This is a genomic window from Streptomyces phytophilus, from assembly GCF_013870535.1.
GTDB lineage: Bacteria > Actinomycetota > Actinomycetes > Streptomycetales > Streptomycetaceae > Streptomyces > Streptomyces phytophilus.
In genome coordinates, this window is the sequence record NZ_JACBXC010000914.1 from 1 (window position 1) to 2,479 (window position 2,479).

Here is a 2,479-nt window from a genome sequence, read left to right on the forward strand (position 1 = left end):
ACCACCCGGCGGCGCCCCGCGCTGCTGCTGCAGCTCGCGCGCCACCTTCTCGTCCGGCCTGCCGATCAGCCAATCCCGACTGGGCACAACCAGACCCGCAGGAGTGAACGCGATCTTCCGCAGCTCCGCCTGACTGCCGGTGTCCTTGCGCCACAGCCCGCTCACGATGTCGATCGCCTCGGTGGGCGTCGATGCGAACTCAAGTCCGGCGTACACCGGTGCGCACGCGTCGAGTCCGAGGTCCTGCGCGGTCAGCCGGCGGCCGAGGCGCCGGGTGAACACCTCGGCGATCAGGGCCGGTGTCGTGCCGCGCGGCTGCTGGCCGCGTAGCCACCGGGTCACCGACGTTTTGTCGTACCGCAGGTCGAGGCCGTGTTCGAGCCCTAGCTGATCGACTCTGCGGGCGAGCCCCGCGTTGGAGAACCCGGCCTCGGAGATGAGGGCCGCGAGCTGGCGGTTGGGAGGTCGCTGTGAAGGTCGTTCCGTCGTCACCTGTGGGGTCTCCTGCCTGGCCTCCGGGAACGGCGCGAATGTAGCGGCGAAACAAGCCTCACTCGCCGCTTTCGTCCCAGCTTCATTCGATCGTGTGAGGACACCTGGGTGCAGGGCGGGAACGTATACCGCCGTACAGTGGCAGAGGGTCGGCTGGAATACCGCCAGCCGCATATGCCGGGCGGATGACGCACGCCGCCCGGCGCGAGAGCAGCGCGAACAGCGCGAGGAGGGCACCGTGGGCGAGCTGCGCTTCGTTCACCTGGGGTTCGGCGAGGACGCCGTGGAGTACCTGGAGGCTTGGCAGGAGCAACGGCGCGTGCACGCCGCCCGCTTCGCCGAGGAGATCCCCGACACCTGTCTGCTGCTGGAGCATCCGCCGGTCTACACCGCGGGCCGCCGCACGGCCGAGGACGAGCGCCCGCTCGACGGCACCCCCGTGGTGGACGTGGACCGCGGCGGGAAGATCACCTGGCACGGCCCGGGCCAGCTCGTCGGCTACCCGATCCTGAAGCTGCCGCGCCCCGTGGACGTCGTCGCCCACGTGCGCCGGCTGGAGGAGGCCCTGATCCGCGCCTGCGCCGACTTCGGCCTGGCGACCACCCGGATCGAGGGCCGCAGCGGCGTCTGGGTGCTGGGCGACCCCGTGGAGCAGCGCGCCGAGCTGGGCGGGCTGGCGCTGGACTTCGACCCGCGGCTGTCGGACGAGGAGTACGACCCGCGCCTCGCCGGTCCGGAGTACGCGCCGTCCAACGCCGGCCAGCGCCGCGAGGACCGCAAGCTGGCCGCGATCGGCATCCGCGTCGCCAAGGGCGTGACCATGCACGGCTTCTCGCTGAACTGCAATCCGGACAACACCTGGTTCGACCGGATCGTGCCGTGCGGCATCCGCGACGCGGGTGTGGCCTCGCTCTCCGGCGAGCTGGGAAGAGACGTACCCGTGTCGGAGGTTCTCCCTGTCGTGGAGAAGCATCTGCGCGAGATCCTGGAGACGGCCGAGCCGCTCCCCCGCGCGGTCTGACTCCCTAATTCAGAGGCGTACGCTGGAGAACGCCGAGGAATCGAAAGCTAGGAGCCCGGACGTGTCCGCTGTCGCACCCGACGGTCGCAAGCTGCTCCGCCTGGAAGTCCGCAACAGCCAGACCCCCATCGAGCGCAAGCCCGAGTGGATCAAGACCCGCGCGAAGATGGGGCCCGAATACAACGCGCTGCGGAAGCTCGTCAAGGACGAGGGTCTGCACACGGTCTGCCAGGAAGCCGGCTGTCCCAACATCTTCGAGTGCTGGGAGGACCGCGAGGCGACCTTCCTCATCGGCGGCGAGCAGTGCACCCGGCGGTGCGACTTCTGCCAGATCGACACCGGCCGGCCGGCCGAGCTGGACCGCGACGAGCCGCGCCGTGTCGCCGAGTCCGTCCAGCGCATGGAGCTGCGGTACGCCACGATCACCGGCGTCGCCCGCGACGACCTGGAGGACGGCGGCGCCTGGCTGTACGCGGAGACGGTGCGCCAGATCCACGCCGTCACCCCGGGGACCGGCGTGGAGCTGCTGATTCCCGACTTCAACGCCGAGCCGGAGCAGCTCGCGGAGGTCTTCTCCGCCCGCCCCGAGGTGCTCGCGCACAACGTCGAGACCGTCCCGCGGATCTTCAAGCGCATCCGCCCCGGCTTCCGCTACGAGCGGTCGCTGGAGGTCCTGACGCGGGCGCGGGAGGCCGGCCTGGTGACGAAGTCGAACCTCATCCTGGGCCTCGGCGAGGAGCGCGAGGAGGTCAGCCAGGCGCTGCGGGACCTGCACGAGGCGGGCTGCGAGCTGATCACCATCACGCAGTACCTGCGGCCGTCGCCGCGGCACCACCCGGTGGAGCGGTGGGTGAAGCCGCACGAGTTCGTGGAGCTGCAGCAGGAGGCCGAGGAGATCGGCTACGCGGGCGTCATGTCCGGGCCGCTGGTGCGGTCCTCGTACCGGGCGGGCCGGCTGTACAAGCA

General features: G+C 70.6%; 3 protein-coding genes. 2 read left to right on the forward strand and 1 reads right to left on the reverse strand.

From position 1 onward, the window contains the following. On the reverse strand, window positions 1-492 hold a 492-nt coding region (locus tag H5J30_RS27095; RefSeq protein ID WP_508470803.1), incomplete at its 3' end, for an NsdA family TPR-like regulatory protein. Window positions 493-730: 238 nt separating this feature from the next. On the opposite strand from H5J30_RS27095, the gene lipB reads away from it, so the two are divergent. Together lipB and lipA are read left to right on the forward strand one after the other, a co-directional pair. Then, on the forward strand, window positions 731-1,513 hold the full coding sequence (gene lipB, locus H5J30_RS27100) for a lipoyl(octanoyl) transferase LipB (protein WP_181789948.1): 783 nt from the start codon (window positions 731-733) through the stop codon (window positions 1,511-1,513). A 61-nt stretch (window positions 1,514-1,574) separates the two neighbouring features. Continuing rightward, the coding region (gene lipA / locus H5J30_RS27105; RefSeq protein WP_181789949.1) for a lipoyl synthase at window positions 1,575-2,479 on the forward strand (905 nt) is incomplete at its 3' end.